Source organism: Mycobacterium ostraviense (genome assembly GCF_002705925.1).
Taxonomy (GTDB): domain Bacteria; phylum Actinomycetota; class Actinomycetes; order Mycobacteriales; family Mycobacteriaceae; genus Mycobacterium; species Mycobacterium ostraviense.
Genome location: NZ_NKRE01000001.1, coordinates 1,679,178 through 1,704,473 on the forward strand (window position 1 = coordinate 1,679,178; position 25,296 = coordinate 1,704,473).

General features: G+C 67.8%; 22 protein-coding genes and 2 pseudogenes. 9 read left to right on the forward strand and 15 right to left on the reverse strand.

Annotated elements, in window-relative coordinates; all coding sequences use genetic code 11:
* The 4 genes from CDN38_RS07590 to rfbD all read right to left on the reverse strand — a co-directional run.
* Positions 1-716: PE family protein (locus tag CDN38_RS07590; RefSeq protein ID WP_142361349.1), on the reverse strand; the 716-nt coding region annotated here is incomplete at its 3' end.
* 386 nt (positions 717-1,102) lie between these two features.
* Positions 1,103-2,182, reverse strand: a complete 1,080-nt coding sequence (manB, locus tag CDN38_RS07600; protein ID WP_075513583.1) for a mannose-1-phosphate guanylyltransferase — start codon at positions 2,180-2,182, stop codon at positions 1,103-1,105.
* 1 nt (position 2,183) lies between these two features.
* Positions 2,184-3,074, reverse strand: a complete 891-nt coding sequence (locus CDN38_RS07605) for a glycosyltransferase family 2 protein (RefSeq protein WP_075513584.1) — start codon at positions 3,072-3,074, stop codon at positions 2,184-2,186.
* Positions 3,067-3,981 carry a dTDP-4-dehydrorhamnose reductase gene (rfbD, locus tag CDN38_RS07610; protein ID WP_075513585.1) on the reverse strand — a complete coding sequence of 305 codons (915 nt, stop codon included), beginning with the start codon at positions 3,979-3,981 and terminating at the stop codon, positions 3,067-3,069. The genes CDN38_RS07605 and rfbD overlap by 8 nt, the downstream gene beginning before the upstream one ends.
* Before the next feature lie 64 nt (positions 3,982-4,045).
* Between rfbD and CDN38_RS07615 the strand changes: the two genes are divergently transcribed.
* From CDN38_RS07615 to ctpC, 4 genes are all read left to right on the forward strand, one after another.
* Positions 4,046-5,527, forward strand: a complete 1,482-nt coding sequence (locus CDN38_RS07615) for an LCP family protein (RefSeq protein WP_408633003.1) — start codon at positions 4,046-4,048, stop codon at positions 5,525-5,527.
* Positions 5,515-6,243: a TIGR03089 family protein gene (locus CDN38_RS07620; RefSeq protein ID WP_201258316.1), complete on the forward strand. Its 729-nt coding sequence runs from the start codon at positions 5,515-5,517 to the stop codon at positions 6,241-6,243. Before CDN38_RS07615 ends, CDN38_RS07620 begins: the two co-directional genes overlap by 13 nt.
* Positions 6,244-6,352: 109 nt before the next feature.
* Positions 6,353-6,634: a DUF1490 family protein gene (locus CDN38_RS07625; protein ID WP_075513587.1), complete on the forward strand. Its 282-nt coding sequence runs from the start codon at positions 6,353-6,355 to the stop codon at positions 6,632-6,634.
* A 10-nt stretch (positions 6,635-6,644) separates the two neighbouring features.
* Positions 6,645-8,801 (forward strand): manganese-exporting P-type ATPase CtpC, encoded by a 2,157-nt coding sequence (ctpC, locus tag CDN38_RS07630; protein WP_075513588.1) that lies wholly within the window; start codon positions 6,645-6,647, stop codon positions 8,799-8,801.
* Between the two features lie 86 nt (positions 8,802-8,887).
* On the opposite strand, the gene CDN38_RS07635 is transcribed toward ctpC, so the two are convergent.
* Positions 8,888-9,562: a cation efflux transmembrane domain-containing protein gene (locus tag CDN38_RS07635; RefSeq protein WP_075513589.1), complete on the reverse strand. Its 675-nt coding sequence runs from the start codon at positions 9,560-9,562 to the stop codon at positions 8,888-8,890.
* Positions 9,563-9,678: 116 nt separating this feature from the next.
* Between CDN38_RS07635 and CDN38_RS32905 the strand changes: the two are divergent.
* The 3 genes and pseudogenes from CDN38_RS32905 to CDN38_RS07645 form a co-directional block, all read left to right on the forward strand.
* Positions 9,679-9,762, forward strand: a pseudogene (locus tag CDN38_RS32905) (hypothetical protein); the annotation flags it as partial.
* 76 nt (positions 9,763-9,838) lie between these two features.
* Positions 9,839-11,023 carry a CoA transferase gene (locus tag CDN38_RS07640; protein WP_075513590.1) on the forward strand — a complete coding sequence of 395 codons (1,185 nt, stop codon included), beginning with the start codon at positions 9,839-9,841 and terminating at the stop codon, positions 11,021-11,023.
* Positions 11,024-11,300: 277 nt separating this feature from the next.
* A complete protein-coding gene (locus tag CDN38_RS07645) occupies positions 11,301-13,541 on the forward strand; it encodes a SulP family inorganic anion transporter (protein WP_099318879.1) in 2,241 nt (746 codons plus the stop codon).
* 4 nt (positions 13,542-13,545) lie between these two features.
* Here the strand turns inward: CDN38_RS07645 and CDN38_RS07650 are convergent, their stop codons facing one another.
* Together CDN38_RS07650 and CDN38_RS07655 are read right to left on the reverse strand one after the other, a co-directional pair.
* Entirely contained in the window at positions 13,546-15,462 is a 1,917-nt protein-coding gene (locus CDN38_RS07650) for a serine/threonine-protein kinase PknD (RefSeq protein WP_438502289.1), read from the reverse strand.
* Between the two features lie 90 nt (positions 15,463-15,552).
* Positions 15,553-15,825: pseudogene (locus tag CDN38_RS07655) on the reverse strand (phosphate ABC transporter substrate-binding protein PstS); the annotation flags it as partial.
* A gap of 236 nt (positions 15,826-16,061) precedes the next feature.
* Between CDN38_RS07655 and CDN38_RS30505 the strand changes: the two are divergent.
* The gene (locus CDN38_RS30505) at positions 16,062-16,523 is read left to right on the forward strand and encodes a zinc ribbon domain-containing protein (protein ID WP_438502281.1); all 462 of its coding nucleotides are present in this window, start codon (positions 16,062-16,064) and stop codon (positions 16,521-16,523) included.
* A 162-nt stretch (positions 16,524-16,685) separates the two neighbouring features.
* On the opposite strand, the gene CDN38_RS07670 is transcribed toward CDN38_RS30505, so the two are convergent.
* From CDN38_RS07670 to CDN38_RS07695, 6 genes are all read right to left on the reverse strand, one after another.
* On the reverse strand, positions 16,686-17,126 hold the full coding sequence (locus tag CDN38_RS07670) for a response regulator (protein WP_075512630.1): 441 nt from the start codon (positions 17,124-17,126) through the stop codon (positions 16,686-16,688).
* A complete protein-coding gene (locus CDN38_RS07675) occupies positions 17,123-18,763 on the reverse strand; it encodes a sensor histidine kinase (protein ID WP_075512629.1) in 1,641 nt (546 codons plus the stop codon). The genes CDN38_RS07670 and CDN38_RS07675 overlap by 4 nt, the downstream gene beginning before the upstream one ends.
* Positions 18,760-20,010, reverse strand: a complete 1,251-nt coding sequence (locus tag CDN38_RS07680; RefSeq protein ID WP_075512628.1) for a PP2C family protein-serine/threonine phosphatase — start codon at positions 20,008-20,010, stop codon at positions 18,760-18,762. The genes CDN38_RS07675 and CDN38_RS07680 overlap by 4 nt, the downstream gene beginning before the upstream one ends.
* Positions 20,011-20,178: 168 nt before the next feature.
* Positions 20,179-21,348, reverse strand: a complete 1,170-nt coding sequence (locus tag CDN38_RS07685; RefSeq protein ID WP_075512627.1) for an acyl-CoA dehydrogenase — start codon at positions 21,346-21,348, stop codon at positions 20,179-20,181.
* Positions 21,349-21,361: 13 nt separating this feature from the next.
* Entirely contained in the window at positions 21,362-21,877 is a 516-nt protein-coding gene (gene purE / locus CDN38_RS07690; RefSeq protein WP_075512626.1) for a 5-(carboxyamino)imidazole ribonucleotide mutase, read from the reverse strand.
* Positions 21,874-23,166 carry a 5-(carboxyamino)imidazole ribonucleotide synthase gene (locus CDN38_RS07695; RefSeq protein ID WP_075512632.1) on the reverse strand — a complete coding sequence of 431 codons (1,293 nt, stop codon included), beginning with the start codon at positions 23,164-23,166 and terminating at the stop codon, positions 21,874-21,876. Before CDN38_RS07695 ends, purE begins: the two co-directional genes overlap by 4 nt.
* A gap of 99 nt (positions 23,167-23,265) precedes the next feature.
* Here CDN38_RS07695 and CDN38_RS07700 point away from each other — a divergent pair, with 99 nt between their 5' ends.
* Entirely contained in the window at positions 23,266-23,934 is a 669-nt protein-coding gene (locus CDN38_RS07700) for a GtrA family protein (RefSeq protein ID WP_075512625.1), read from the forward strand.
* Here CDN38_RS07700 and CDN38_RS07705 read toward each other — a convergent pair.
* The gene (locus tag CDN38_RS07705) at positions 23,889-24,407 is read right to left on the reverse strand and encodes a PH domain-containing protein (protein ID WP_075512624.1); all 519 of its coding nucleotides are present in this window, start codon (positions 24,405-24,407) and stop codon (positions 23,889-23,891) included. The two genes, CDN38_RS07700 and CDN38_RS07705, sit on opposite strands and share 46 nt — an antisense overlap.
* 14 nt (positions 24,408-24,421) lie before the next feature.
* Positions 24,422-25,231, reverse strand: a complete 810-nt coding sequence (locus tag CDN38_RS07710) for a biotin--[acetyl-CoA-carboxylase] ligase (protein WP_075512623.1) — start codon at positions 25,229-25,231, stop codon at positions 24,422-24,424.
* Positions 25,232-25,296: the final 65 nt, after the last annotated feature.

Consider the following 25,296-nt stretch of genomic DNA (forward strand, 5'->3'; position numbering starts at 1 on the left):
ACGCTATCTTGGCCAGCTCCGCCGGTCCCACCGATTCCGCCGGCGCCCAACAGCCCGCCGGCTCCGCCGACCCCACCGACTCCACCGGTCTGGCCGGACAGTCCAAACCCGCCGGCGCCGCCGACGCCGCCGCTGCCGAACAGCGGCCCGCCGGCCCCCCCGGCCCCGCCGGCCCCGCCGGTGGCGGTCGATGAGCTCCCGCCAGCCCCGCCGGCGCCGCCGGTGCCCCACAGCCCGGCGGCCCCGCCGTTACCGCCTTGTTGGCCTGCCGCGCCCGAGCCGCCGGCTCCACCGTCGCCGAGCAACCACCCGCCGGGGGCGCCATCTGCCCCGGTCCCCGGAGCCCCGGGTGCGCCGTTGCCGATCAGCGGGCGCCCGGTAGCTGCGACGAACTGCGCGTTGATCGCATCGAGCAGACCTTGCAGGGGAGTGGCGGCAGCGGCCTCAGCGGCCGCATAGGACCCGGCACCGACGGTCAGGGTCTGCACAAACTGGGCATGAAACGCCGCCGCCGGCGCGCTTAGGACCTGATAGGCCTGGCCGTACGCCCCAAATAGCGTTGCGATGGCGACCGACACCTCATCCTCGGCGGCGGCCAGCACGGCGGTGGTCGGGGCGGCCGCGGTCGAGTTGGCCGCGCTGAGCGCCCAGCCGAGACTGGCCAAATCCGTTGCCGCCGAATCCAGCACCTCTGGCAGCACGATGACCAACGACATTCAGACCTCCCGACAGGTCCGAAAATCCGGTGTGCGCCTAATCATCACCGACGCCCCCGGGCAAGTCGCAGGGTATCAGTTTCGGGTCAACATCTTTTGGGTTCCACCAGGTTTCCACTGCTGGCCGACCAACACCCACCCGCCCGCAACGCTCACCGCAGGCCCAAGCCAAGGTCACCACCAACACCACACCGACGGCAACCTGCTACGCGGCTTCCACGGCCTACTCGACCACATCCAAAACACCGCAACGTCACGCTAACGCGACCGTGGACGTCGAGCGTCACGCCAGAGCGGCAGCGACCCAAGCGACGCGCCGAGCGTGACGCCAGCGTCACGCTCGGCGTCGAGCGTAACGCTGGCGTCACATCGGAGGTGAAAGAAGCTCAGACGTCGGACGAGTAGCGGATGCCGCCGTCGGGAATGGAGACCCCGGGCCACACCCGGGCGCCGCGCAGCAGCTCGCAGCGCGCGCCGATGTCGGCGCCGTCGCCGATCACGCCGTCGCGGATCAGCGCCCGCGGCCCGATGCGGGCGCCGAAGCCGATGATCGATCGCTCGATCACGCTGCCGGCCTCCACCTTGACGCCGTCGAAGATGATCGCGCCGTCCAGCCGGGCGCCGGGGCCGATCTCCGCACCCCGCCCGACGACCGTGCCGCCGATCAGCAGCGCCCCGGGCGAGATCGCCGCGCCGTCGTGCACCAGCTGCTCACCGCGATGACCGTGCAGGGCCGGTGACGGAGCGATGCCGCGAACCAGGTCAGCCGACCCGCGCACGAAGTCTTCCGGTGTGCCCATGTCCCGCCAGTATGTGGCGTCGACGTAGCCGCAAATCCTGACGCCGGAGTCGGCGAGCAACGCCGGAAAGACCTCGCGTTCCACCGAGACCTCGCGGCCCCGGGGAATCCGGTCGATGATCTCGCGCTTGAACACATAGCAGCCGGCGTTGATCTGGTCGGTGGGCGGATCCTCGGTCTTCTCCAGAAATGCGGTGACCCGGCCGTCGGCGTCGGTGGGTACACAGCCGAAGGCCCGCGGGTCACCCACCCGAACCAGGTGCAAGGTGACGTCTGCCTGGTTGGTGTCGTGGAATTCCAGCAGTTGGTTCAGGTCCGCCCCGGAGAGGACGTCGCCGTTGAACACCATCACGGTGCCGTAGCGCAGCTTGTCAGCCACATTGGCGATGCCGCCCCCGGTGCCCAACGGGTGCTCTTCGGTCACGTAGTCGATCTGCAGGCCCAGCTTGGACCCGTCGCCGAATTCGGCTTCGAACACCTCGGCCCGGTAGGACGTGCTCAGGATGACGTGTTCGATCCCCGCCGCGGCGATGCGCGACAGCAGATGGGTCAGAAACGGCAGCCCGGCGGTCGGCAGCATGGGTTTGGGCGCGGACAATGTCAGCGGCCGCAGCCTGGTGCCCTTGCCCCCGACCAGGATCACCGCGTCGACTTGCCGAGTTGCCACCTCAGTGCCGCCCTTCTACTAGTTTCCGGCGCGAACTGCGCACCATGAGACGAGAACGCACCGCCAGTGATCCCCGCAGCGTCCAGCGCAGCGGCGCACGCCACCAGCCGCCATGCCGATCCGCCAGGAATATGTAGGTGCTTTGGTGATGCGCGGCCAGATGCGTCGCCGGGTCGCGTCCGGTCGAGTGCCCCTTGTGATGCAGGACCTCGGCCGACGGCACATAGACGTTGAGCCAACCGGCCTTGCCGAGCCGGTCACCGAGATCGACGTCCTCCATGTACATGAAGTAGCGCTCGTCAAACCCGCCGACCTGGGCGAAGGCCGAGCGCCGCAGCAGCAGACACGACCCCGACAGCCAACCGACCGCCCGTTCGCTGGGCTCCAGGTGCTCCTGGCGGTAGGCCTTCGTCCACCGATTACCCGGCCACACCGGCCCGAGCACCGCGTGCATGCCGCCGCGGATCAGGCTGGGCAGGTGGCGTGCCGACGGGTACACCGACCCGTCGGGATCGCGGATCAGCGGACCCAGCGCACCCGCATCGGGCCAGCGCTCGGCGGCCCCCAGCAGGGCGTCGATGCTGCCCGGCCCCCATTGCACATCCGGGTTGGCCACGATCACCCAGTCGTCCAGCCAGTCCTCACCGAGCCGGTCGAGCTGGGAAACGGTGAAGTTCACCGCGGTTCCGTAGCCGAGATTGGCTCCCGTCGGCAGCAGCCGCACGTTGGGGTAGCGCTCGACGGCGGCCTGGGGCGTTCCGTCGGTGGAGCCGTTGTCGGCCAGCAACACAGCGACCGGACGCTCGGTGGCCAGCGACAACGACGCCAGGAACCGCTCCAGGTGAGGGCCCGGCGAATACGTCACCGCGACGACCGGCAAGACGTCAGTCACGCGTAGAGGGTAACGGTCGCTGCGCGGGATGTCCCGGGGCTGCGCCGCAAGCTGCCGCCAACGCCGCGGCCAGCGCGCTGCGCCAGGGCCGCAGCGGGGTCAAGCCGGCCGCGGCCCAGGCCCGGCCACCCAACGCCGAGTAGCTCGGCCGCGGCGCGGGCCGCGGGAACTGGGCACTGCTGACCGGCCGCACCCGCCGGGGGTCGGCACCGCATTCTTCGAATACCGCGAGAGCCTGGGCGAACCGGGAGACCGCACCCTCGTTGGCGGCGTGCAGCACACCTCCGCCTACGTCCGCGCCGGCCACTTCCAGCAACGCCGCGGCCAGGTCGGCCACATAGGTCGGTGATCCGGTCTGGTCGCTGACCACGTCGATCGGGCCGTCACCGGCGGCCAGCCGGCGCATGACGGCCACGAAGTCCGTGCCGTCCCCGCCGGTGTAGACCCACGCGGTGCGCACCACGACGGCCTCCGGCAACGCCGCTAGCACCGCTTGTTCACCGGCGAGCTTGCTGCGGGCATACACACTCTGCGGCGCGGTGGCGTCGCCGGGCTCGTAGGGATGTGGCGGCGCGCCGCCGAAGTCGCCGTTGAATACGTAGTCGGTCGAGACGTGGATCAGCCGGGCACCCACGCGCGCACAGGCCCGCGCTACGTTTTCCGGGCCGGTGGCGTTGACGGCGTAGGCGCGGGCCTCGTCGCTCTCGGCGGCGTCGACGTCGGTATAGGCGGCGCAATTGAGCACGATGTCGCCGCTTCCGACGATCAGGTCGGCCGCGCGCGGGTCGGTGATGTCCCACTGTGACGACGTCCGCGCCAGCACCTCGCGGCCCGCCAGGACCGCCTGCGCAGCCACGACGCGGCCCAGCTGCCCGCCCGCACCGGTGATCACGATCCTGTCCGACATGCGTTCGAGTCTGGCACGCCGACCCGCGCTACCCAGAAAGTAGCTGTGACACAAGTAACCTACAGTGATGCCTGTGCAACGTGTGGTTCGTGCGGTGTGCACCACATTGGCCGTCGCGGTCGTCCTCGGCACCGGATTGGCGTGGACCAACGTCCGCTCGTTCGAAGACGGCATCTTCCACATGTCAGCGCCCTCGCTGGGACACGGCGGCGACGACGGAGCGATCGACATTCTGCTGGTCGGCCTGGACAGCCGCACCGACGCCCACGGCAACCCGTTGTCCGCCGAGGAACTGGCGACGTTGCGGGCCGGCGACGAGGAAGCCACCAACACCGACACGATCATCCTGATCCGCATCCCCAACAACGGGAAGTCGGCCACCGCGATATCCATTCCGCGCGACTCCTACGTCCAGGCCCCCGGCCTGGGCAAGACCAAGATCAACGGCGTCTACGGCCAGACCCGGGAGGCCAAACGCGCCGGACTGGTCCAGGCCGGCGCGTCGGCCGCCGAAGCCGCCGCGGCCGGCACCGAAGCCGGTCGCGAGGCGCTGATCAAAACGGTGGCCGAACTCACCGGCGTCACGGTCGACCACTACGCCGAGATCGGCCTGCTCGGTTTCGCGTTGATCTCCGACGCCCTGGGCGGCGTCGATGTCTGCCTCAAAGACCCTGTCTACGAACCGCTTTCGGGTGCCGACTTCCCGGCCGGGCGGCAGAAGCTCAACGGTCCGCAGGCGCTCAGCTTCGTCCGCCAGCGCCACGAGTTGCCGCGCGGCGACCTGGACCGGGTGGTGCGCCAGCAGGCGGTGATGGCCTCGCTGGCCCACCGGGTCATCTCCGGCAAGACGCTGTCCAGCCCCGCCACGCTCAAGCGGCTGGAGCAGGCCGTGCAGCGCTCGGTGGTGCTGTCGTCGGGCTGGGACATCATGGATTTCGTCAAACAGATGCAGAGCCTTTCCGGCGGCAACGTCGCCTTTGCCACCATCCCGGTGCTCGACGGCGCCGGCTGGAGCGACGACGGCATGCAGAGCGTGGTCCGGGTGGACCCGCACCAGGTCGCCGACTGGGTGGGCGGCCTGCTGCACGAGCAGGACGAGGGCAAGACCGAGCAGCTGGCCTACACACCGGCCAAGACCACCGCCGACGTGGCCAACGACACCGACATCAACGGATTGGCAGCGGCAGTCTCAGAAGTCTTGAGCGCCAAGGGATTTACTGCCGGCTCGGTGGGCAACAACGACGGCGGCCACGTGAAGGGCAGCCAGGTGCGGGCCACCAAGACCGACGACCTGGGCGCGCAGCAAGTCGCCAAGGAGCTGGGCGGGTTGCCGGTCGTCGCCGACTCATCGATTCCGCCGGGATCGGTCCGGGTGGTGCTGGCCAACGACTACACCGGACCGGGCTCGGGCCTCGGCGGCAACGGGGCCGGCACCATGACGCCGGCCCGGGCTTCGAATGCCGGGAATGCCGGCGCCTCGGACACCGCTCCCCCGCCGTCGCCGGTCCTGACCGCCGGTTCCGACAATCCGGAGTGCATCAACTGACCACACTGTCCGGGGCGATCCTCGATCCGATGATGTGGGCCGACCCGGTCGGCCCCCGCATCACCTACTACGACGACACAGCCGGCGAGCGCATCGAGCTGTCGGCGGTGACCCTGGCGAACTGGGCCGCCAAGACCGCGAACCTGTTGCGCGACGAGCTGGCCGCCGGGCCGGCCAGCCGGGTCGCGGTGTTGCTGCCGGCCCATTGGCAGACGGCGGCCGTGCTGTTCGGGGTGTGGTGGATCGGCGCCCAGGTGGTTTTCGAGGGCCCGGCCGACCTCGCCCTGTGCACCGCGGAACGGCTGGCCGAGGCGGACTCGACCGTCCAGCCGGGTGGCGAGGTGGCGGTGTTGTCCCTGGATCCGTTCGGCCGGCCGGTGCCCGACCTGCCGATCGGGGTCACCGACTACGCCACCGCGGTGCGGGTGCATGGCGACCAGATCGTTGCCGAGCGCCACCCCGGGCCGGCGCTGGCCGGCCGATCGATCGACCAGATCCTGGCCGACTGCGAAACCTCAGCTGCGGCAAGGGGTTTGATCGCAACCGACCGGGTGCTTTCGGTGCTGTCGGCTACGTCGTGGACCAGCCCCGACGACGTGGTGGACGACCTGCTGGCGGTCCTGGCCGTGGGCGCGTCGCTGGTGCTGGTGGCCAACCCGGACCCGGCGGCGCTGCAGCGCAGGATCGAGACCGAAAAGGTCACCCGCGTCCTTTGATCCCAGGCGATTCGACGGCTCAAGTCACCACCGCAGACACATGTTGATATCGCCATATTTTGATGTTAGCGTCGTGGCCAACTGCAGACCGGAAGGAAGGTACAGACTAATGGCGGCGTACGGAGTGTTGGCGAAGGCGGCCACCTTGGTGGTCCATGGGGTGGTCGGGGCGGCAGCCTATGACCTGGTGCGCAGGGCCGCCAAGAAGGCGCCGGTGCATCAGGCAGCGGTCTCGGTGGCCGAGCTGGGCTTGCGCGGAACACGTAAGGCCGAGGAAGCCGCGGAGTCGGCCCGCCTGAAGATTTCCGACGTGATGGCCGAGGCCCGCGAGCGTGTCGGCGAGGAGGCGCCCACCCCTGCCGTCGGTCACGCCCACGACCACGACCACTGAGCTACTCGAGATGACGCTGGCAATTCCTCACGAAGTTCCTCACGAAGTGGTTTCCGATGCGGCCGGGCGCATGCGGGTCCATGTCGGCTGGGTGCGTCGTGATTCCCGCCGAGCGGTAGCGGTCGAAGAGGCCGTCGCCAAGCAGCACGGGGTGCGGGTGGTGCACGCCTATCCGCGCACCGGGTCGGTCGTGGTGTGGTACTCGCCGCGGCGCTGTGACCGTTCGGCGGTATTGCAGGCGATCAGCGACGCTCAGCAGGTCGCGGCCGAGTTCATTCCGGCCCGGGCGCCGCATTCGTCGGAGATTCGCAACGCCGACGTGCTGCGCATGGTCATCGGCGGCGCGGCGCTGGCCCTGCTCGGGGTGCGCCGCTACGTGTTCAAGAGGCCACCGCTGCTGGGGCCCAGCGGCCGAATGGTCGCCACCGGCGTCACCATCTTCACCGGTTACCCGTTCCTGCGCGGCGCACTGCGCTCGCTGCGCTCCGGCAAGGCGGGCACCGACGCGTTGGTCTCGGCGGCCACCGTCGCCAGCCTCATCCTGCGGGAGAACGTCGTCGCCCTCACCGTGCTGTGGCTGCTCAACATTGGCGAGTACCTGCAGGATCTGACTCTGCGTCGGACCCGGCGGGCGATTTCGGAGCTGTTGCGCGGCAACCAGGACACCGCCTGGATCCGCCTGGCCGACGGCGCCGAAGTGCAGGTTCCGATCGATACCCTGCAGATCGGTGACGAGGTCGTCGTGCACGACCATGTCGCCATCCCGGTCGACGGTGAGGTGGTCGATGGTGAGGCCATCGTCAACCAGTCGGCGATCACCGGAGAGAATCTGCCGGTCAGCGTCGTGGTCGGGACGCACGTGCACGCCGGTTCGGTGGTGGTGCGCGGGCGCCTGGTGGTGCGCGCCCAGGCCGTGGGCAACCAAACCACGATCGGCCGCATCATCACCAGAGTCGAAGAGGCGCAACAGGATCGCGCTCCGATCCAGACGATCGGCGAGAACTTCTCCCGTCGCTTCGTGCCCACCTCGTTCATCGTCTCGGCCGTCACCTTGCTGATCACCGGGGATGTCCGGCGGGCGATGACCATGCTGTTGGTCGCCTGCCCCTGCGCGGTGGGCCTGTCCACCCCGACCGCCATCAGCGCGGCGATCGGCAACGGGGCCCGCCGCGGCATTCTGATCAAGGGTGGCTCGCACCTGGAACAGGCCGGCCGGGTCGACGCGATCGTGTTCGACAAGACCGGAACGCTGACCGTGGGACGGCCGGTGGTCACCAATATCATTGCGATGCACCAAGATTGGGAGCCCGAGCAGGTGCTGGCCTACGCCGCCAGCTCGGAGATCCATTCGCGTCACCCGCTGGCCGAGGCGGTGATCCGGTCTACCGAGGAGCGCCGCATCAGCATCCCGCCGCACGAGGAGTGCGAGGTGCTGGTCGGCCTGGGCATGCGGACCTGGGCCGACGGGCGAACCTTGCTACTGGGTAGCCCGTCGCTGTTGCGCTCGGAGAACGTCAAGGTCTCCAACAAGGCGTCGGAATGGGTCGACACGCTGCGCCGCCAGGCGGAGACCCCGCTGCTGCTGGCCGTTGACGGCACGCTGGTCGGGCTGATCAGCCTGCGCGATGAGGTGCGGCCCGAGGCGGCCGACGTGCTGAAGAAGCTGCGCGACAACGGCGTTCGCCGCATCGTCATGCTCACCGGGGACCATCCGGACATCGCCAAGGTGGTCGCCGAGGAGTTGGGCATCGACGAGTGGCGCGCCGAGGTGATGCCCGAGGACAAGCTCGAGGTGGTGCGCGAGCTACAGGACGACGGTTACGTGGTCGGGATGGTGGGCGACGGCGTCAACGACGCCCCGGCGCTGGCCGCCGCCGACATCGGGATCGCCATGGGCCTGGCCGGAACAGACGTCGCCGTCGAGACCGCCGATGTGGCGCTGGCCAACGACGATCTGCATCGGCTGCTCGACGTGCGGGACCTGGGTGGGCGGGCAGTGGAAGTGGTCCGGCAGAACTACGGCATGTCCATCGCCGTCAACGCCGCCGGACTGCTGATCGGGGCCGGCGGCGCGCTGTCCCCGGTGCTGGCCGCCATCCTGCACAACGCGTCGTCGGTGGCAGTGGTGGCCAACAGCTCTCGGCTGATCCGCTACCGCCTGGATTGAGACCGGTTACGCCGAGATTGCCGTCATGGCTGTGGATGAGCCGCCTACCACAACCCTGGCGGTGATCTCGGCGATCGGGCCGACGGTCAGCAGCCGCAGTCGTGACCCTGCCAGGACCGGACACCCTGCCACACCGCCACACCGGAGATGGCGAGCCCGATGACGGGGTCGACCCACCAGCCGCTGGTCCAGCCGGCCGTGATCGCCAGGCCCAGCAGCACGCCGGCGGCCTGGGCGGCGCACAGGTAATTCTGGGTGCCTTCGCCTTCGGTGGCCCCCGATTTCAGGCGGGCGCCCAGCTTGTGGTTGGCCCAGCCGAGAATCGGCATCAGCACCAGCGCGATGGCCGTCAACGCGATGCCCAACACCGAGGTTTCGGCGTGCTGGCGGCCGGCCAGGTGATGCAGCGACTCGGCGGCGATGTAGGGGGCGGTCAGCCAGAACGACACCGCGACTCCGCGCTGCGCCCGGCGCTCGGCGGTCTGGGACAGGGTGCGGTCGCCGGTGAAGCGCCACAGCACCATGGCGCTGGCCAGACCCTCGGAGCCGCCGGCCAGAGCCCACCCGGTCAATGCCACGGATCGCACCGCCAGGCCCTGCCACAACCCGATGCCGCCCTCGATGAGCAGCACGGCCAGGCTGACCCAGGCCAGCCGGCGCGCCCACACGGCATTGTGCTGCCATTCGGGGTCCCGCACCACCGCCGGCGTCGCGGGCGTAACCCCGTGGCCGTGGTCGGTCTGCGAGATCCCGGTGTCCATCCCGACGATGTTAAAGGCAAGGCGGGCCCGGCGCCGGTCCGACCGGCCGACCGTGACCGAGGCGACGGTGATTAGGCTGACTGACCAATAGCCTGCGGCCGTCGAGGAGATCGCAGATGGGGCGCACCGACAACGACACCTGGGATCTGACTTCCAGCGTGGGTGCCACGGCGACCATGGTGGCGGCCCGACGCGCCCTTCGCCGAGAACTACTACTGCACGGCGGTGCTGCGCTGGCGGGCGGCCACACGTTAGGAAATCAGGGAAGGCTCGCCGATGCAGAACGACAGACCTGCCAAGCCACTCGACGGATTTCGGGTACTCGATTTCACCCAGAACGTCGCCGGTCCGCTGGCCGGACAGGTGCTGGCCGACCTGGGCGCCGAGGTGATCAAGATCGAGGCGCCCGGCGGTGAGGCGGCCCGCCAGATCACCGCGGTCCTTCCCGGACGTCCGCCGCTGCCCACGTATTTTCTGCCCAACAACCGGGGCAAGAAGTCGGTGACAGTGGACTTGACCACCGACGCGGCCAGGCAACAGATACTGCGGCTCGCCGACACCGCCGACGTGGTGCTGGAAGGCTTTCGCCCGGGCGTCATGGAACGCATGGGCCTGGGACCCGACGACTTGCGAGCCCGCAATCCGAAACTGATCTATGCGCGCCTCTCGGCGTTCGGCGGCAACGGCCCGCACGGCAACCGGCCGGGTGTCGACCTGATGGTCGCCGCCGAGGCCGGCATGACCACCGGGATGCCGACACCGGACGGCAAACCGCAGATCATCCCGTTCCAACTGGTCGACAACGCCAGCGGCCACGTGCTGGCCCAGGCGGTGTTGGCCGCGCTGCTCAACCGCGAGCGCCACGGGGTGGCCGACACCGTACGGGTGGCCATGTACGACGTCGCGGTGGGGCTGCAGGCCAACCAGCTGACCATGCACCTGAACAAGACCAGCGGTGACCGGCCGAAGCCCGATTCCGCGCCACAAGGCAAGCGGCGCAAAGGGGTCGGCTTTGCCACCCAGCCGTCAGACGCCTTCCGCGCCGCCGACGGATACCTGTTGATCAGCGCGTATGTGCCCAAGCACTGGCACAAGTTGTGCCACCTCATCGGCCGGCCCGATCTCCTGGACGACGAGCGGTTCATCGACCAGCGCGCGCGGGCGATCCACTACCACGAGTTGACCGACGAGCTTCAGTCGGCACTGGCCGCCAAGACCGCTGCCGAATGGGTTGAGCTGCTGCAAGAGGGCGGTCTGATGGCCTGCCTTCCCTATACCTGGAAACAGGTCGTCGACACCCCGCTGTTCGTCGAGAACCAGCTTGCTGTCGAGGTCGGCCGCGGGGACGACGCCGTCACCGTGATCCGAACGCCGGCGCGCTATTCGAGCTTTAGCGCGGTGGTCGCCGATCCCCCGCCGGCCGCCGGCGAGCACAACGACATGTTTCTGACCGAAGGCTAAGTTGCGCCGTCACTCCGCAGGACTTCCTTTGAATCAGCGATGAATTGGCATGACGTTTCACCTAATCGCTAAGGCCAGCGTGGAGGATTCTCGAAGACGCCCAAGCGGCTTCACATATTTACTACACACAAATATTGACTATTGCTTCCGACACTCGGTGGACACTTGATTGGCACACCACGTTCAGGCCGGCTTCAAACCGGTGCGGAAGGGTCGTCAGCTCGGGGTTGCCGGCGCTTCCGGAAAACCCCGGTGACCAGCTTCGAGGAGTCAAGTAATGAGCGCCGCTGTCAAGGACTCCGCCTTACGTACCGAAACTCGATCACGGTCGATCGTGGTTAACCTGCGGCACGACGTCCCGGCCTCGCTCGTCGTCTTTCTGGTCGCGCTGCCGCTGTCGCTGGGGATCGCGATCGCCTCGGGCGCTCCGCTGGCAGCCGGATTGATTGCCGCGGTGGTAGGCGGCATTGTCGCCGGGGCCATCGGCGGGTCGTCGGTTCAGGTGAGCGGACCGGCCGCGGGTCTGACCGTGGTGGTCGCCGGGCTGATCGACCAGGTCGGCTGGCCGATGTTGTGCGTGATGACCATCGCTGCAGGTGCGCTGCAGATCGCCTTCGGCGTGAGCCGGATGGCCCGCGCGGCGCTTGCCATCGCCCCGGTGGTGGTACACGCCATGCTGGCGGGCATCGGCATCACCATCGCGTTGCAGCAGATTCACGTGCTGGTGGGTGGGTCGTCGCGGAGTTCGGCGTGGCAGAACATCGTGGCACTGCCCAACGGCATCCTGCATCACGAACTGCACGAGGTGATCGTCGGCGGCACCGTCATCGCCATCTTGCTGTTGTGGTCGAAGCTTCCGTCCAAAGTGCGGATGGTTCCAGGTGCTCTGGTGGCCATCGTGGCGGCGACCGCGCTCGCACAGGTCACCGGACTGGACGTCGAGCGAGTTACCTTGTCCGGCAACTTTTTCGAGGCGATTAGCCTGCCGAATATCCCCGATATGTCCCCGGACGGCCGACCGTGGACCCAGGAGATCGGCGCCATCGCCGTCGGTGTCCTCACCATCGCCCTGATCGCCAGCGTCGAATCGCTGCTGTGCGCGGTGGGTGTCGACAAACTGCACAAGGGGCCGCGCACCAACTTCAACCGGGAAATGATCGGACAGGGCAGCGCGAACATGGTGTCCGGACTCCTCGGCGGCCTGCCCATCACCGGGGTTATCGTCCGCAGTTCGGCCAACGTGGCCGCCGGTGCCCGAACCCGGATGTCGGGGATATTGCACGGGGTATGGATCCTGCTGTTCGCATCGCTGTTCACCAACCTGGTGGAACTCATCCCCAAGGCCGCGCTGGCCGGTTTGCTCATCGTGATCGGCGTCCAGCTGATCAAGTTGGCTCACATCCGATTGGCCTTGCGCACCGGCAATTTCGTCATCTACACGATCACCATCGTGTGTGTGGTATTCCTCAACCTGCTCGCGGGTGTGGCTATCGGGCTTGCGGTGGCGATCCTGTTCCTGCTGGTCCGAGTGGTGCGCGCGCCAATCGAGGCCAAGCCGGTGGGGGAAGAGGCCAAGCACTGGCGGGTCGATATGGACGGCACACTGAGCTTCTTGCTCCTGCCGCGGCTGACCCATGTGCTCTCGACGCTGCCGCGGGGAAGCGATGTGACGCTGCACTTGGACGCGGATTACATCGATCACGCGGTGTCCGAGGCGATTTCGGACTGGAAAACCGCGCACGAGGCAACCGGCGGATCGGTCGCCATCATCGAGACGTCACCGGCGAATATGATCAGCGCGCACCACAGTCCGCCGAAACGTCACTTCGCCTCCCGGTCACTGCGCGATGTTGCGTGGCCGTCGCGGCGCGACAAGCATCCCGACCGCGCTTCCATCCTGCACGGCGTCGAGGAGTACCACCGCAACGGCGCCAGAGAACTGCACCACCAGGTGCGGGCGCTGACGGAACCGCCGAACCCGGACACGTTGTTTCTCACCTGCGCCGACTCCCGGATCCTGCCGGACGTCATCACTGCCAGCCGGCCCGGTGACCTCTACATCATCCGCAACGTCGGCAACCTGGTACCGACCGATCCCGCCGAACACTCGGTCGACGCTGCGCTCGATTACGCGGTAAACCAGCTCGACGTGAGTTCGGTTGCGGTGTGCGGACATTCGTCGTGCCACGCGTTGAAGGTGTTGCTGGAGCCGGGCGGTCCCCCGGGTCCCTTTGGTCACTGGCTGCAAAATGCACACGAGAGCCTGGCCGCGTTCCGCGACAATCATCCGGCGCGGCTGAGCGCGGTGTCCAGCGGCTTCACCGAAACGGACCAACTCGCCATCGTGAATGTGGCCGTCCAGGTGGAAAGACTCGCCCGCAACCCGATCCTTGCCCCGGCATTGGCGTCCGGCACGGTACACATCGTCGGAATGTTCTTCGACCTGTCGACGGGCCGGGTGCACGAGGTGGACCGCAGCGGCATCGTGTGCCTGGAAGAGCCGGCCGGCGCGCAATAGATACTCAGAGCGTGAGCTTGACCGCCCGGTCATTGCCGCGGTCGGCGACGTACACATTCCCCGAGCCGTCAACCGCCACCGCCAACGGGGTGTTGAGCCCGGTGAACGGCAGCACGGTCGCGGTGTTCGACCCTGCCGCCAACTTCACCACATCGTTCTTGTTGTGCTCGGTGACGTAGACGTTGCCGACAGTGTCCACGGCGATACCCCACGGCACGGAGAGTTCGCGGAACGGCAGCACGGTCTGGTTGTTGGACCTGGCGTCCAGCTTGACGACTCGGTTGTTGTCGGTGTCGGCGACATAGATGTTGCCGGCGCCGTCCACCGCCACACCATCGGGATTCTTCAAGCCGTCGAAAGGCAGCACGGTCTGGGTCTCGGCGCCCGCCGCCAGCTTCACCACCCTGTTGTTGCCGCGGTCGGCGACATACACACTGCCCTGTGTATCGACGGCGACCCCCTCGGGGTAATCGAGGCCGTCGAACGGCAGCACCGTCTGGCTGTTCGAGCCGGCGGGCAGCATTACCACCCGGTTGTTGAAATCGGTGACATAGATCGCGCCGGCGCCGTCCACCGCCAGCCCCTGAGGCTGGTAAAGCCCGTTGAACGGCAGCACCGTTGCGGTGCTCGACCCGATGGCCAACTTCACCACCCGGCCGTACATGCCCTCGCTGGTGACGTAGACGTTGCCGGCGGTGTCCACCGCCACCCCGCCCGGCGAGAGCCGGAAGTCGATGCCCATGAACGGCAGTACCGTCTGCCCGGACGCCGGCGTCGAGGGGTGCGACGGCCGGGCTACCACATACCCGACGGCGGCGACGACGAGCAGTGCGGCGGCGCCCACCAGGATCCACAGCGTGCGCTTGGAACGGGGCCGCGGCGCGCCCGGTGCGAAGTCGGGCGCCGGCACGCGCGGTGGTTGGCCGAACCCCGGTGGCCCGGCCGGACCCGCGGGCGGTGCGGGTCTGGGCCGGTCCCGCCAGCTGCCGGCGCCCGGTGGCACCGGCGCAGCCATCGTCTCGGCGTGAGGCTGTGCCGGACCCAACGGGGTGTTGGCGAAGCCGGGCGCGGGGTCCGCCAGCGCGCCGCCCAATCCACCGACTGGCGAGTCTGTGTCCTCATCCAGCTGCCGCAAGATCGTGGTGGCCTGATCCTGCTCGGGTCCGCTCAGCGCTTGGTGGGCGGCGGCGGCCAGTTCGCCGGCGCTACGGTAGCGCTCCACCGGATTCTTGGCCATGCCTTTGGCGATCACCGCGTCGAATGCCTGCGGCACCTGCCCGGGCCGCAATCGGCTGGGCTGCGGGGCGGGCTGGGTCAGATGCGCGCCGACGGCCCGTTCGATGCTGTCCGTCGGATACGGAGGTGACCCGGTCAAGCACTCGTTGAGCACACAGGCCAGCGAATAGATATCGGCACGATAGGTGACCTCGTCGCCGGTGAATCGCTCCGGAGCCATGTAGCTGTAGGTGCCCATCGCGATCCCGGCCCGGGTCAGCCCCGGATCGGTGGCCGCGCGGGCGATACCGAAGTCCACGAGATAGGCGAAGTCGTCGTCGGTGATCAGGATGTTCTCCGGCTTGACGTCGCGGTGCGTCACGCCGGTGGTGTGGGCGGCGTCCAGCGCGGCGGCGATCTGGCGCACGATGACCACCGCGCGTGCCGGGCTCAACGGCCCGGACCGCTTCAACAGCGTGGCCAGGTCGGTGCCGTCGACCAGCCGCATCTCCAGGAACAGCTTGCCGTCGATCTCGCCGTAGTCGTGGATGGGCACCACGTGCGGCTCGGTCAGCCGTCCCGCGGCGTCCGCTTCGCGTTGCATCCGGGCACGAAACACCGGGTCGCCGGAGAATTCCGGCGAGATCAGCTTCAGCGCCACCACCCGGCGCTTACGGGTGTCCTCGGCCTCGTAGACCTCGCCCATCCCGCCGCGGCCCAGCAATCGCCTCAGCTCATAGGGCCCGAACCGCGCCCCCGTCCGCGCATCGGTCACGGCCGAGCTCCCTTCACCGGATCACGAGATGGCATTGACCGCTTTGGCCAGCTTTGCCTGAAACGAGCTCGGCAGCGGAATGGATCCATACTGCTCCAGGCCGTCCTGGCCGGGGCCGATCGCGGCCTGCATCAAGGCGTTTACCGCCTTACCCGTTGCCGCATCCGGGTATTTGGAGCACACGATCTCATAGGTCGCCAGCACGATCGGGTAGGCGCCGGACTGCGCCGGCTTGTAGAACGACGACGTATCCAGCACCAGGTCGTTGCCTTGCCCCTGGAAGCGCGCCCCGGCGAAACGTATGAACGAAAAGGTGAACATAGTAAACCTTCGCGGGTGAACGGAACTGTGACAGGGGGTTGCGAATTGTTCGGCAAAACGCGCGTAAATGTACGTGTTTGTGAGTGAATGTCTGTTTGATTAGCCGGTGTGAAGTTGGCGGCGTGGGCGCGGTCGGTGGGTGTGCATCCGCAGACGGCGTATGCGTGGGTGCGTGAGGATCGGATGCCGGTACACTGGCGGTCAAGAACATGATGCGCCGCCCGAAACCCAAACCCGACCCCGACAATCGCGGCGCGTTCCTGCCCAACGGCGCCGCCGCCAAAACCGGACTCAACCGGGGATTGGCTGATGCCGGCCTTGGGGAGATGTTTCGCCAACTCGACTACAAAACACGCTGGTATGGATCGCATCTGGTCAAAGCCGACAGATGGTTGCCCAGCTCAAAAATGTGTTCCGGCTGTGGTGTGGTGAAAACCAAACTGCACCTGGCCGAACGGGGGTATCACTGCCAGCACTGCGGCCTTGTGATCGACCGAGACCGTAACGCCGCTATCAATTTGGCGCGTCATGCGCCCAAGGCTACGGCGCCGAGTACCGGCGTCGTTACCGGTGGAGCCGACCGTAAGACCCAGCCTTCGGGCACAGCGGGTGGCAATGAAACCGGAACCGTTTCTGAACGGAGTGCCCGCCCGAAAGGACGGGCTGCCTGAAATGCCAGTCATACAAACACTCACATTTCAGGTAACGGCATCCCCGGATCGCCCGTGTGGGTTACCTGACCTATCCCATTTGGTGTTCGTGGGGCTGCGGATCGCCGCCGGACAGCTGATGGGTTGCCCGGCGGCCTCCGAATCTCGTTGAGCGGCAACCACTCAGCTCGACGGCAGCCGCACCACCTGCAGGAAGAACTCGTCGATCTGCCGTACCGCGGTCATGAACTGGTCGAGGTCGACCGGCTTGGTGACGTAGGCGTTCGCGTGCAGCTTGTAGCTGCGCAAGATGTCTTCCTCGGCCGCGGAAGTGGTGAGCACCACGACCGGGATGCGCGACAGGTCGGGGTCCGACTTGATCTTCTCGAGCAGCTGCCGACCGTCGTACTTCGGCAGGTTCAGGTCGAGCAGGATCAGATCGGGTCGGGGCGCATCGTGGAACTCGCCGCGCCGGTAGAGGTAGTTCAGCCCCTCTTCCCCGTCGCGCGCGACGTGGAGCCTGTTCTTGACCTTGTTGTGCTCGAACGCTTCTCGAGTGATGAGCTCGTCGCCCGGGTCGTCTTCGACGAGCAGGATGTCGATGGGGCGGCCTGCCGATGTCATGCGGTTGTTCCTTTCGGGGAGGGCAGGTATTTTCCGTCGGCATCCGCGGAGCCGGCATCCGCGGTGCCGGCGCCCGGGGGCACGGCGATGGGCAGCGTGAACTCGAGGCGAGTTCCGTCGGTGTGGGAGGTGTCGATCCACACGGCGCCGCCGTGGTGCTCGACGATTTTGCGGCACAACGCAAGGCCCAAACCCGTTCCGCCGTAACTGTCGCGGCCGTGCAGCCGTTGGAAGATGATGAAGACCTTGTCGCTGAATTCCTCCGGGATGCCGATACCGTTGTCGGTCACGCTGAACAGCCACTGACCGTCGCGCTGGCCGCGGCCCCGCCGGCAGTCGATGACGACCCGCGGCGCGCGGTCCTGGCGCCGGAATTTGATCGCATTGCCGATCAGGTTCTGCCACAACATCGTCAGCAAGGTCGGGTCCCCCACCACCCGCGGCAGCGGCTCGGCGGGTCGCACAATGTGGGCGTTGGATTCCTCGATCGCGGTGGCGAGGTTGGCCAGGGCGGCGTCCAGCGTCGTGTCCAGGTCGACGTCGGTGCTCGTGGTGCCCAACCGGCCGACACGGGAGAACCTGAGCAGGTCGTTGATGAGCACCTGCATGCGTTTGGCTCCGTCGACCGCGAAGCCGATGTATTCGAGGCCGCGCTCGTCGAGCTGATCGGCGTATCGTTTTTCGAGCAACTGACAGAAGGCGCCGACCTTGCGCAGCGGTTCCTGCAGATCGTGGGACGCGACGTAGGCGAATTGCTCCAGTTCGGCGTTCGAGCGCCGCAACTCGAGGGCCTGCTCATCCAATTGCGCCCGGGCCGAATGCGATGCCTCAAGCTCTTCCACTATCCGCTGCCGCATGTTCTCGACGTCGATGGCGATGCCCCGGATGTCTTTGGGTCTGCTGGGCGGCGTGATGGCTTCGCCGAAGTTGCCTTCGGTGACCCGCCGGCATGCCCGCGCCAGGGCAGCCAGCGGACGGGTGACCGCCCGCCTGGTCAACAGCCCCAGCAGCGCCGCCGTGGCGAAGAACACCAGCACCATCGCGGCCAGCACCCGGTCGCGCCAGTCGTCCATGTGCGCAAGCCGGTCGGCAGCCTGCGCCCGCGCCTCGGCCAGATGCTGGTTCTGCACGCCGAAAAGTTCACGGAGCCGGTCGAATTGGGCCTTGCCTATCGCCACGATGGCACCGTTGACCACGATGGGAGTGTCCGGGGTCACCTGCGCGATCAGCGGCTGGGCATAGCTGGTCCGCCAGTCGGCGGCGGCGTTTTCGACCGCGTCCAGATCAGCCAGCAGTTCGGGGCGGTGGGCCAGCCGCCGGCCGATGTCGTCGGCGGCTGCCTGCTCGGCACGCTGCCCCTCGTAGTAGGGGCCGAGGAACTGCTTGTCGGCCGATAACAGGTAGCCGCGGATGCCGGTTTCCTGGTCGCGTAACGCCGACTGCAATTGGCAGGCCGCGACCCGCGACGGCGCAATGTCGTCGCGGAGTTGGCGCGACAACTCGTCGGTGCGATTCAGCAACATCGCACCCGCCACCGCGCCCGCGAGCACCATCACGCCCATGACCGCCAGCACCAACGCTTGCCATCCCCGCACGGTGAGTTCGATTCGGCGCCATGCCATCCCGCCGGCAGTCATCGGGTCGTGCGCTCCACGCGCAGCACGGCGATGTCGTCGGTGAGTCCACCGAGCGACTGGGCGCGCTGCTGCGCCCCGTCAATGAGCGCGTCGACGAATGCGGGACCGGGCAGCGCCGCGTGCGAGCGGGCCAGCGCCAGCAGGCCGTCCTCACCGAGGCGTTCCCGACCGGATCCCGAATACCCTTCGAACAGTCCGTCGGTGATCAGCAGCAGCCCGTGGCCCGCCGGCAACGCCAGCTCATGCTGCGGCCAGTCCTGCTTACGGTCACGGAGGTGCAGGCCCAGCGCCGGGCCGGCCGGTGGCTCGAGCCATTCCACGGTGCCGCCGCCGTGCAACAACATCCCGGGATGACCGGCCCGGATCACTTTGATGCGGCTGCCGTGGGGGGAGCCTGAAGGACCGGCGCGCATAGTCAGGCTGAGCACCGTCGCGAACACCCCTTCGGCGGTGCGCTCGGCGCGCAACACCTGCTCCAGCCGCCGCATCAGGTCGACGCCGTCGACACTGGCCAACGTCAGCGCACGCCAGGCGATCCGTAGTGCCGCGCCCAGGGCGGCCTCGTTGGGGCCGTGCCCGGCGACGTCACCGATCAGGACATGGACGACCCGGTCCGGGGTTTGGACGACGTCGTAGAAGTCCCCGCACAGCAAGGCGTCTTCACGGCTCGGCCGGTACCGGGCGACGATGTCGACACCCGGGCGGTCCAGCAGCAGCGGGGAGGGCAGCAGGCCGCGTTCGAGCAATGCGTTCTCCCGCGCTCGCAGCCGGCTTGCGTGCAGGTCGGCGGCAATCAGCTCGGCACGTTTGCGCTCGATCGCGTAAAGCAGTGCGCGCCGCAGCATTTCGGGTTCGACCCGCCCCTTGACCAAGTAGTCCTGCGCCCCCGCAGCCACCGCGGTGGCGCCGAAGTACTCGTCGTTCAGCCCGGTCAGCACGACGATCGGCACGGTGGCATCGCGTTCGGCGATGCGGGCAAGCGCGTCCATCCCGTCGGCGTCGGGAAGGTTCAAGTCAAGTAGGACGCAGTCGGGCCGGGTGGAGGCCAACTCACGCTCGGCGTGGGCCATCGAGGGCGCCCATCTCACCTCGATCTCGCTGACCGCGTCGGCGATCAGGTTTTCGACGAGGACGGCGTCGGCCCGATCGTCTTCGATCAGCAGCAAGGACAACGACTGCCGTTGCGCTGCGGGGGCGATGCCGGGACCCGGCCCAGGCGTCAGGTCGCGCTTATGTGGCGCGCGCACAGATAACCACGCCTTCTACCTCACTCCCCCTGGCCGCGGTGTACCCGTTTGCTCGAGTCCGTTGTGCCCACACCTGCCTCCCACCCCGACGGTTGGCAGCGCCCCGAGCTTGACTTTACTGGCGGATCCTGAGCGTGGGATCCGGTTGTCCGGGTTGTCCCGGAAAGGTCAGCGCAGCAACGCCCGTGACATCACCACGCGCTGGATCTGGTTGGTGCCCTCGTAGATCTGGGTGATCTTGGCGTCGCGCATCATTCGCTCGACCGGGAAGTCGACGGTGTAGCCGGCGCCGCCGAACAGCTGGACCGCGTCGGTGGTGACCTCCATCGCGACGTCGGAGGCAAAGCATTTCGACGCCGCGGAGATGAAGCCCAGGTTCTGCTCACCGCGCTCGGCGCGTGCGGCAGCGGTGTAGACCATCAACCGGGCCGCCTCCACCTTCATCGCCATGTCGGCGATCATGAATTGCACGGCCTGGAAGGTGCTGATCGACTCGCCGAACTGCTTGCGGTCCTTGGTGTAGGCGATGGCGGCGTCCAGGGCACCCTGGGCGATTCCCACGGCCTGGGCGCCGATGGTGGGACGGGTGTGGTCCAGGGTGGCCAGTGCCGTCTTGAAACCGGTGCCCGGCTCGCCGATGATCCGGTCGCCGGGAATGCGGCAATCTTCGAAGTACAGCTCGGTGGTGGGCGAACCCTTGATGCCGAGTTTGCGTTCCTTGGGGCCCACGACGAAGCCGTCGTCGTCCTTGTGCACCATGAACGCCGAGATCCCGTTGGCGCCCTTGTCCGGATCGGTCACCGCCATCACCGTGTACCACGAGGACTTGCCGCCGTTGGTGATCCAGCACTTGGCGCCGTTGAGAATCCAGTCGTCGCCGTCTGCCTTGGCGCGGGTGCGCATCGACGCCGCGTCGGAACCGGCCTCACGCTCACTCAGGGCGTAAGAGGCCATCGCGGTCCCGTCGGCGAGCTGGGGCAACACCTGCTTCTTCAAGCCTTCGGAGCCGCGCAAAATCAACCCCATGGTGCCCAGCTTGTTGACCGCAGGAATCAGCGAAGCGGACGCGTCGACGCGGGCGACCTCCTCGATGACGATGCAGGCCGCCACCGAGTCGGCCCCTTGGCCGCCGTACTCCTCGGGCACATGCACGGCGTTGAAACCCGAGGCGTTGAGCGCATCCAGGGCCTCCTGCGGAAAGCGGGAATGCTCGTCCACGTCCGCGGCGTGCGGGGCGATCTCCTTCTCGGCCAACGCCCGGATCGCCGCCCGCAACTCCTGGTGCTCTTCGGGCAATTGGAACAAATCGAACGACGGGTTTCCGGCCCAACCAGCCATCACGGCCCTCCTTTTAGTCGCGGGTCAACTTACCCGCACGTTCTTGCAGTTCCGCATCCTTGGACCGCACGGTTTCGGCAAGACCGTCCTGGAATGCGACTATCCGTGCCCGCAGCTGCGGATCCGACGATCCCAGCATCCGCACCGCCAGCAGGCCGGCATTGCGGGCGCCGCCGATGGACACCGTAGCCACCGGAACTCCGGCCGGCATCTGCACGATTGACAGCAGCGAGTCCAGGCCGTCGAGCCGGGCCAGCGGCACCGGCACGCCAATCACCGGCAGCGGCGTGGCCGAGGCGACCATCCCAGGAAGGTGGGCGGCCCCGCCCGCGCCGGCGATGATGACCTCGATGCCGCGTTCGGCCGCGGCGCGTGCGTAGTCGAACATCAGCGCCGGTGTGCGATGGGCAGACACCACCCGCACCTCGATGGGAATATCGAACTCGGCCAGCGCAGTGGCGGCGTCGGCCATTACCGACCAGTCGCTGTCGCTGCCCATGATCACCGCGACCCGGGGATGTTCGGTCATGCGGGTCCCATCCGTCGGTCCTCCACATCGTTTCGCTGTGCTTCGTCGCCGGCGGCATGGGGATCCCATCCGTCGATCCACTGTGCATGTGACAACCAATGCGCGGCAAGCTCCGCACGTTCCCGCAGCTGTTGCAGGTCAGTGCCGTCGGCGCCGAGGAAGTTGAGGTGCCCCACCTTGCGGCCGGGCCGCTCCGCCTTGCCGTACAGGTGAACCTTGGCGTCGGGCATCCGCGCGAACAGGTGGTGCAGCCGCTCGTCGAGCGACATGGCCGGCGGGGCGGCGGCGCCGAGCACGTTGGCCATTACCGTCACCGGAACGATCGCGTCGGTGTCGCCGAGCGGATAGTCGAGCACCGCGCGCAGATGCTGCTCGAACTGACTGGTCCGAGACCCGTCCATGGTCCAGTGCCCGGAGTTGTGCGGCCGCATCGCGAGCTCGTTGACCAGCAGCGTGCCGTCGGTCGTCTCGAAGAGCTCGACGGCGAGCACCCCCACCACACCCAGTTCGGCGGCCAGCCGCAACGCCAGCTGCTGGGCGGCCGCGGCCGAGTCCCCGGTCAGCCCCGGCGCGGGCGCGATCACCTGCACGCAGATGCCGTCGCGCTGCACCGTCTGGACCACCGGCCAGGCCGCGCCCTGGCCGAACGGCGACCGCGCCACCAGCGCCGATAGCTCCCGGCGCAGCGTCACCCGCTCCTCCACCAGCACCGCCACACCATTGGTCAGGTAGTCCCGCGCGATGTCGCGGGCATCGGCGAGGTCGCGCACCATGCGCACGCCCCGGCCGTCGTAGCCGCCGCGAACCGCCTTGACCACCAGCGGTGCGTCCACCTCCCCGGCGAACGCGTCCAGGCCGTGCAGGTCGTCCAGCCTCTCGATGCCGGTGTAGCGCGGCACCGGGGCGCCCAGCGCCGCCAACTTCTGCCGCATCACGAACTTGTCCTGGGCGTGCACCAGGGCCTGCGGCGGCGGCGCCACGTTGACGCCCTCGGCGACCAACTTTTCCAGCAACTCGGTCGGGACGTGCTCGTGGTCAAAGGTGAGCACGTGAGCCCCGGCCGCGACCCGGCGCAAGTCGTCGATGTCGGTGTGCGAGCCGATCACCACATCGGGCGTCACCTGAGCCGCCGACTCGTCGGCCGAGGTGGCCAAGACGCGCAGGTTCTGGCCCAGCGCGATGGCGGCCTGGTGGGTCATCCGGGCCAGCTGACCACCGCCGACCATGGCCACCAGCGGGGCGACATGCGAGGCGACGAGCGGGGTGCGGGAACTCGGCACGGCCATCATGGTGTCATGGCCCGCGACCGGCGTGTTTGACGGCTGCAGTACCAGATCGTTATGTACCATTTTGCGTCGATTTCGCGTCGATCCGTACACTGACGTGTTGTGTCCTTTGCCGATGCCACGATTGCGCGCCTTCCCGGGGTGGTTCAGCCCTATGCGCAGCGCCACCATGAGCTGATCAAATTCGCTATCGTCGGCGGCACCACTTTCATCATCGACTCGGCAATTTTCTACACGCTGAAGCTGACGATTCTCGAGCCCAAGCCGGTAACGGCCAAGGTGATCGCCGGGATCGTCGCCGTCATCGCGTCCTACGTGCTGAACCGGGAATGGAGCTTCCGCGACCGCGGCGGCCGCGAGCGCCACCATGAGGCACTGCTGTTCTTCGCGTTCAGCGGCGTCGGGGTGCTGCTGAGCATGGCTCCGCTGTGGGTCTCCAGCTATATCCTGCAGCTGCGGGTGCCAACGGTGTCATTGACGGTGGAGAACATCGCCGACTTCGTCTCGGCCTACATCATCGGCAATCTGCTGCAGATGGCGTTCCGGTTCTGGGCGTTCCGGCGCTGGGTATTTCCCGACGAATTCGCCCGCAACCCGGACAAGGCGCTGGAATCGGCGCTCACCGCCGGCGGAATCGCCGAGGTCTTGGAGGACACCCTCGAGCGCGGCAACGTCACCCTGCTGCGCGCCTGGCGCAGCAAGAGGAACCGGACCGGCCGGCTGGCTCAGCTGGGCGCTTCCTCCGAACCCAGGGTGTCGAAAACTTCGTGATACAGCAGCGCGTGCACTTCACGCAGGCGCGGAATGTCGGGGAACTCCAGCGGATCGTGTGACGCCGACTCGATGATCAGCGTCCCGGTACGAAACATCCGTTCGGTAATCCGGTCACGAAACTCCACGCTGTTGATCCGCGCCAACGGGATGTCGATTCCGGTTCGGGTCAGCACGCCGTGCCGAAACATCACCCGCCGGTTGGTGACGACGAAGTGCGTCGTCAGCCAGCTCAGGAACGGCCACAGCGTGCCCCAGCCGACGATCACCAGCCAGATGCCCCAGATCACGCCGTGAAGGATATTCTTGGTGAGCTGCGGCCACTGTGTCGAGTTGACGAACCCGGAACCCAGCGCGCCCAGCCCGGTGACCAGGATCAGCACCACGACCGGCCAGATCAGCCGTTTCCAGTGCGGGTGGCGATGCAGGACCACCTGCTCGCCGGCGGCCATGGCGTTGTCCGGATACCTCATGGTGGCGACCTTAACTAACGCAGATGCACCACGTCACCGGCTGACACCAGCACCGGCTCACCCTCGGTGTCGACACAGAGCCGGCCCTGGTCGTCGATGTCGCGCGCGACCCCGACGACGTCGTTGCCCCCGGGCAGCTGCACCCGCACCCGCGAACCGATGGTCAGGTTGCGAGCCCGGTAGTCGGCCGCCAGTTGCGCGTCCGCGTCTTCCCACTGGGCGATCCGTGCCGCAAGGCCTCGTAACAGCCGGTGGATCAGCCGGTTCCGGTCCGGAGCCGGCACGCCGAGGTCGAACAACGACGTCGCCCCGCGACCGTCGACCTCCTCGGGAGCCTGCGTGACGTTGAGTCCCACACCGATCACCGCGAAAGGTTGCGCGACCTCGGCCAGGATGCCCGCCAGCTTGCCCATGGCTGCGGCAGACCCGGCCAGCACGTCGTTGGGCCACTTCAGGCGTACTTCAATCCCGCCGGCGTTGATCAGCGGGGTGACCGCGTCGATCACCGCCAGGCCGGTGGCCAGCGACAGCCAGCCCCACGCGGCAGTAGCGACGCCGTCGATACGCACCCCGACCGACATGGTGATCTGTGCGCGGGGCGCGGCCGACCATCCCCGGCCATGACGTCCACGCCCAGCGGTTTGGTGCTCGGCAATCAAGACCGCCCTGTCGATATCGGCTCCGGAGGCGGCGCGCGCCAGCAGATCGGCGTTGGTGGAGCCGGTCTGCTCCACGACGTCGAGTTGCCGCCAGCCCGAGCCGAGCGCCGCGGCGCGCAAAGCCGCGCCATCGAGGGGCAGCCTGAGCTGTTCGCGATCCATCACCGCCCAGCCTAGAGACCTTGGGAGCCTGCCGGACGGATGCAGATGTAGCGCCGGTCGATCGCGAG